Annotated in this window: 4 protein-coding genes; 1 reads left to right on the top strand and 3 read right to left on the bottom strand. The window is 36.1% G+C overall.

From position 1 onward, the window contains the following. Window positions 1–1021: 1021 nt before the first annotated feature. The gene (locus A9239_RS11880; RefSeq protein WP_048123469.1) at window positions 1022–1363 is read right to left on the bottom strand and encodes a hypothetical protein; all 342 of its coding nucleotides are present in this window, start codon (window positions 1361–1363) and stop codon (window positions 1022–1024) included. A 738-nt stretch (window positions 1364–2101) separates the two neighbouring features. Between A9239_RS11880 and A9239_RS11875 the strand changes: the two genes are divergently transcribed. After that, on the top strand, window positions 2102–2500 hold the full coding sequence (locus tag A9239_RS11875) for a cupin domain-containing protein (protein WP_048121218.1): 399 nt from the start codon (window positions 2102–2104) through the stop codon (window positions 2498–2500). Window positions 2501–2970: 470 nt separating this feature from the next. On the opposite strand, the gene A9239_RS11870 is transcribed toward A9239_RS11875, so the two are convergent. Both A9239_RS11870 and A9239_RS11865 read right to left on the bottom strand, forming a co-directional pair. Next, the gene (locus A9239_RS11870) at window positions 2971–3927 is read right to left on the bottom strand and encodes an Acg family FMN-binding oxidoreductase (protein WP_048157125.1); all 957 of its coding nucleotides are present in this window, start codon (window positions 3925–3927) and stop codon (window positions 2971–2973) included. Window positions 3928–4410: 483 nt separating this feature from the next. Beyond that, window positions 4411–5262 carry a UbiA family prenyltransferase gene (locus tag A9239_RS11865; protein ID WP_048157129.1) on the bottom strand — a complete coding sequence of 284 codons (852 nt, stop codon included), beginning with the start codon at window positions 5260–5262 and terminating at the stop codon, window positions 4411–4413. Window positions 5263–5472 lie beyond the last annotated feature (210 nt).

The following is a 5472-nucleotide window of genomic DNA, read 5'->3' as shown; positions in this document are numbered from 1 at the left end:
GAGTGTACAAAACTTAAAACATAAAAGAAATAATAGAAAAAAAATCAAAACTGGATAAAAACAGCAATAAAAAAAATGGAAAACTGTATTTATTTCTTTTTATACTTTATTATACTTCATTAGTTTCATAAATTTGTTAACTCTATTATAATTTGGGTACCTCCAGGCAAAAAGCTTACAGCTGAAGAACAAAATTGCTGCACAGACAGACATAAACAACAATGCACATACCGAGGTTTGTATTTCGATTGGTGACGTCTTAGTTTCTCCTATTTGCCTTCATATGGTATTGAAAACACGTTTATGCAACATCCTTTTTAACATTTTCGGTACGTTTTGATATTTAAGAATTCCAGACCTATTTTAGTACCTGCACAGGCTAAAGAGCAATTCGGAAAAAATGATTACAAGCCCAATTATAATGGTTTTCACTCATGAATATTCTAATTTTCCGGATTATTTCTTTCTCTCTGGAAAGGTTGCAGTTTCTACAGGTAATTATCTACCGGAAGATTTCAACCTCGACTTTCTCCTTTTCTGTTAGCGGGCTATGATGAGTGTAATGCTTCCTATCTTCAGTAAACCGACGTGCTGGCTGATCGGGCGCGAGTTCAAAACTTCCTATTCTTTCTACTAGAATGTCTCCTTAAATTTAGTTTCTTCTCTTAACATGGAATGTCGCGCTCTCCAATTATTGAGTCATCTTGAGTCAGTATGCTATCATTTTTCTTGTTTTCTGCAGAGTCCTGCCTATCAATACTCCATTTTTATTATGTTTTTGATAGAAAAGTGCTGAGATTAAAAATCAGTATTAATCTTAAAAATCAGCGTTTTTAAGTTCAATTAAAAAATAGAGATTTTAAGCTCAATCAAAAATATAGGTTTAGAGCTTAATAATAAAAAAATAGAGGTTTAGAGCTCAATAAAACAAAAATAGAACTTTTAATTTCAATAAAATAAAAATAGAACTTTTAATTACCTCAAAGATGTAGAACTCTTAAACTTGTAGTCACAAGGTTTTTTATGTGTTCTCCAGGGGAAATGATTCGGTTATGAATTCTTTAAATATTCTTTTGGATTTTTCGAATCCGGTATACACTCCATCCAGGCGCTGCTCCGAGAAATTTGGCTTTTTTGACAGGGTGATGCCGTCTAAAAGCTGGTTAAAGTTATTCTCCAAGCCTCTTATTTTTTCGTCCGGATCATCGTCCAGGTCGGAAAGAGAGAGTTTTTCCAGATTATCCTCGAAAGTATATTTAGCTATATCCAGGCCTTTATTAACTCCTTCTTTAAAGTCTGAATAAGCCTGATGGTCTTTATTCCTTTCAATACAGACATTAAATTTCCTTATGAGATCTTTCATTTTTTGAGTATCCAAAATCCTCGCTTCCTTCTTTTTAAGTGATTTTGATTTGTGAAATAGTTTTTAGATTGCAGATACAAGAGTTTCAAATTTGCAGAAACAATAAACTATGATTTTAAACAATGACTTATGAATCACAGTGTTAATATAATATATTTCAAATAAAAATAGCATTTACAAGTATATTAATCTTTGGATATAAAAAGTTAGACTATAGATTTTCATATAGAACTAAAAAATGGAAATGCTTTTATTGAATTTTTAGAAAATCCTTTTATTATTCGCATAAATTTCAAACAGCAAGAATCCGCTTACAACAAACCGGAACACTTACAACAAACCGGACAAATTCGTAGATATAGCATTTAGAGAGTTTTGCAAAGTTAATTATGAGATATGCAAAAGAAAGCATTCCACATCGGAAAAATACTATTAATGCTGCTCTTGCCTGAGATTGAGTATTAAGTTTGAACTCGAATGCCCGATCATGATCAGCCACCCCATTTTAAATAGTGTCGTTCGTCTTCTGGGTAACCAGCAAAAGGAGATACACTTTTATTAAACCCTGAAAACAATTATTTATTTCAATGACGGTTTTAAGGAATTTTATTTAGGAGCATAAATACGGAACTTAGATTAAAGTTATGCAAATAATATTTTTAATTTATCATAAGGTGGATATTTAGTAAAATTTGATCTCAAATACTCTTATATACAACTAACTATAAATGAAAATATATGAAAGGATATTCTATAAATATCGAAAAAGCCACTCTGGAAAACAACAATTTCCGCAAGGTACTCTATACCTCAAAACACAGCCAGCTGGTACTTATGAGCCTCAAACCCGGGGAAGAAATCGGGATGGAAGTGCATGAAGAAAACGACCAGTTTTTCCGTTTTGAGCAGGGAAAAGGGAAGTGCATAATTGACGGTAACGAATACGACCTTGAGGACGGTGTTGCAGTAGTTGTACCGGCCGGCGCGCAGCACAATGTAATCAATACTTCGGAAACGAAGGAGTTGAAACTCTACACAATCTATTCACCGGCGCACCACAAGGATGGAATCGTGCGTGCGACAAAAGAAGAAGCCGAAGCCAATGAAGCGGAATTCGATGGAGTAACTACGGAATAACAGTTTATTCCTACAGTGCCCATTGAAAATATAAATTAAAATACTTTGTTTTTTATAAAACTTGTATTTTTTCTCATTTTTGTTTTCCTCTTTTTGGAATTGTAGTATGATTTGCCCTTTTTTAGTAGATATTGTTCTCGAACCTACTTTCGGCAGGTCGACATTAAAAATTTGAATAATCCTCCTGATGCCATTTTTGAACATTCACTTACTTTATGTGAGGTTTAAAGCTGATTAACATGTGGCTCAACTCCAACGACACATATAAACACTGAATCATTTTCCATTAAAATTTAGTATGAGAGATTATGTTTGGATCATATGTGGATCATATGTAAACCTAATAACTACACACAATTAGGATGCATCATTTCAAAATCGTCATCATTCGTCATCAGTAATGATTATAGAAAATGAAATGTCGATCTACCGAAAGTCAGCTCGAACATTACCTGTTAACCGGAAGATATTCAGATTATAACCTCGGACACAGGTCTTCTCAGAGATCTGGGAAGAGACTCTGCATATCCCAGGCGTAGTAAAAGCTGGGGGTGTATGTTGCCTGCGGACAATAGCTTTTGTAACTTCTTTTTGAGTTCCGGCACTTCGCACGGCTGATTGATATGGGCGTTTTTGATACCAAGAGCTGTGGCAAATAATGCCAACCTTTCAAAACTTCGCCCTGTATTGATCCAGGAGATTATATCATTGTTTTCCGACAGTAAGACCATCAACACAGACGAGCTTCTGATGTATTTTTCATCCTTTTTCGATTGACCCTTAGCATTCAAAAAGAATTTCATGAATAATTTTCCTATGAAGCGAGGCGATGACGGGTTTCCCATGGCCTTTGAGCTAAGACCATCACGATATCGGTTTGCTTCGGCCTCGTTGAATCTTATCCATGAAATCAGTTCCTGCATAAAATCCCGGTCATTCATCTGTATGCTGTTGCCTTCCTTAACAAGCCCTATTATCCCTTCTATTTTTTCCGGTTCAGTCACAAAAAGCACCGACACTCCCTTCTCTAATGGAAGTGATGCAAGCCTTTCCAGATCAGCTCCAGGAATAGGTCTTCCGTCATATTGTCTTCGAGTACTCTGCTTTATATGGATAACATTGAAAAGCCAGTCATTATTGGCTTTACCGTCTGCAAGCTCTAGATTTACAGAAATAGCCCCGTCCTCAAAAGAGTATCCCACCAGTGCTCTGTACCCTTCATGCTCGGCAGCTATTACCAGATTCTCTAGTGCACATCCGAGGCTTATATATAGCTCCCATTCCAGGGGGTCAACAACCGGGAGTCTCCTTGAGAAATCTGGATAAATAAAAACTGCATTTTCTTTTATCCTGAACTTCCAGGGCTGTGTATTGTGCCCCGAAGGAGCCATTACTGTGTGATGTAGAAGTTCTTTCATATCTGGCATCGGTTCACCTGCAATGGTGTATAAGATATTTATAAAGAAGGTTTTAACTATTTTTACATTTCTTCCGGCAATGATGAAAAGGGAAAAATAAACGGAAAAAAGAAATGCATAATCCATGTATATATCTCAATATTTACGAGTTTGGCCTGTTATGATAGTATGTATCCAGCTAGAGATTTATCTGCTGGATATGAATTTCAATTCTTATTTTAGTGAACATTGATCGTGACCTTATTTGTGAATCTCCGGCTGAAAACGTTTTTCTGGGTTTCAATTCTTGTTTTAGTGGAGTTTTCTAACTAATCAGTTGAAAGATAGGAGCTTTCGTCCAGATGCTGACATTACCTTAAGAGCAAGACCGGGTGGATGAAACCACCAGATATTGAATCCGTTGGACAGACTTCCCAAATTTGTGGGCGAATTTTTGTAATTATCCGGTGAGTATGGTATTGAGAGGCTTGGAATCAAACTGCCACAATACTTTCACCTGAACATTCGAATGAATATGAAAATTAAGAATGCCACCAATCCAGCAAGGTATATCCAGCGAATGTAAATTCGCCGATTTGCTGTTCTTGGGTCTAACAATTTACCTGTTGAGTACAGAATAACCAGATCCATCAGTAAAATGGGAAACAGATAAATCCGTTCTAACCAGCCAAACAAAAACGGCAAGATACTTGCAGCAACTACCAGTAAGAAAGCTGCTCCGCTGATTTTCAATGCATTTTCGCGACCAATTACCAGGGCTAGAGAACGAGATCCTGCCTGTCTATCGCCTTCAATATCCATAGCATCTGCCGCAATTTCCTCTCCTAAATCTGCAAGTATTAATATAATTGCGAAAAGCCAGACGATTGTTTCAAATGGTTTGTTTACTACTATACCACCAAAAATAAAAGTCATTCCAACCGAAAAGCTGACCATTAGATTTCCAATAAGACCAGCCTTTTTGAACCGCCAGTTGTAAAGTAAACCAATTGCCCAGACCAGAATAACGACTAACAAAGCCTCTAAACTAATCAGGTAGCTTGTGATAAGTCCAAGCACTGCCACAACAATGGAGAGTAAAACGACTTCTCGTTCAGTAACAAGACCTGCTGGGAGTGGCCTTTCTGGTGCGTTTATTCTGTCCATTTCGAGATCAAAATAGTCGTTAAGGATGAGAGACGTAGCCGAAATGAAAAAAATGCTTAGAAACCCCAATATAATTTCGGTTATGGTAGGAAGTGTACCTAATGCCAGTAACTCCCCCAGTATCACGCACACTCCTGCTGTAAATGACAGTTCAAAACGGAATAAGCGGAACAGCCCTAGAATTTTCGGCCTAAGCATAAAGGTATTATAAGTAACGGGATATTTTAATATTTTTGAGTGAATTTTTAATTTTTTTGTTAATAAGGACAAGATTATGTGACAGCATTAGAAGAAAGGCTATCTAGATCTCGAAACTCAAAAAATCAAAAAATATTTAATAATTAAGTGTTAAAAAATATGAGCCTTCTAATTATATGCTCTATCCTTCTATATGATCTATCCTTCTAT

Origin of the sequence: Methanosarcina sp. A14 (assembly GCF_001729375.1) — an archaeon.
Classification (GTDB): Archaea; Halobacteriota; Methanosarcinia; order Methanosarcinales; family Methanosarcinaceae; genus Methanosarcina; species Methanosarcina barkeri.
This window is presented reverse-complemented; position numbering and strand designations above follow the sequence as displayed.

Excerpts from the sequence above, each read along its gene's own strand:
- A9239_RS11880 (WP_048123469.1), bottom strand. The coding sequence starts at position 1,363 with ATGAAAGATCTCATAAGGAAATTTAATGTCTGTATTGAAAGGAATAAA.
- A9239_RS11875 (WP_048121218.1), top strand. The coding sequence starts at position 2,102 with ATGAAAGGATATTCTATAAATATCGAAAAAGCCACTCTGGAAAACAAC.
- A9239_RS11870 (WP_048157125.1), bottom strand. The coding sequence starts at position 3,927 with ATGCCAGATATGAAAGAACTTCTACATCACACAGTAATGGCTCCTTCG.
- A9239_RS11865 (WP_048157129.1), bottom strand. The coding sequence starts at position 5,262 with ATGCTTAGGCCGAAAATTCTAGGGCTGTTCCGCTTATTCCGTTTTGAA.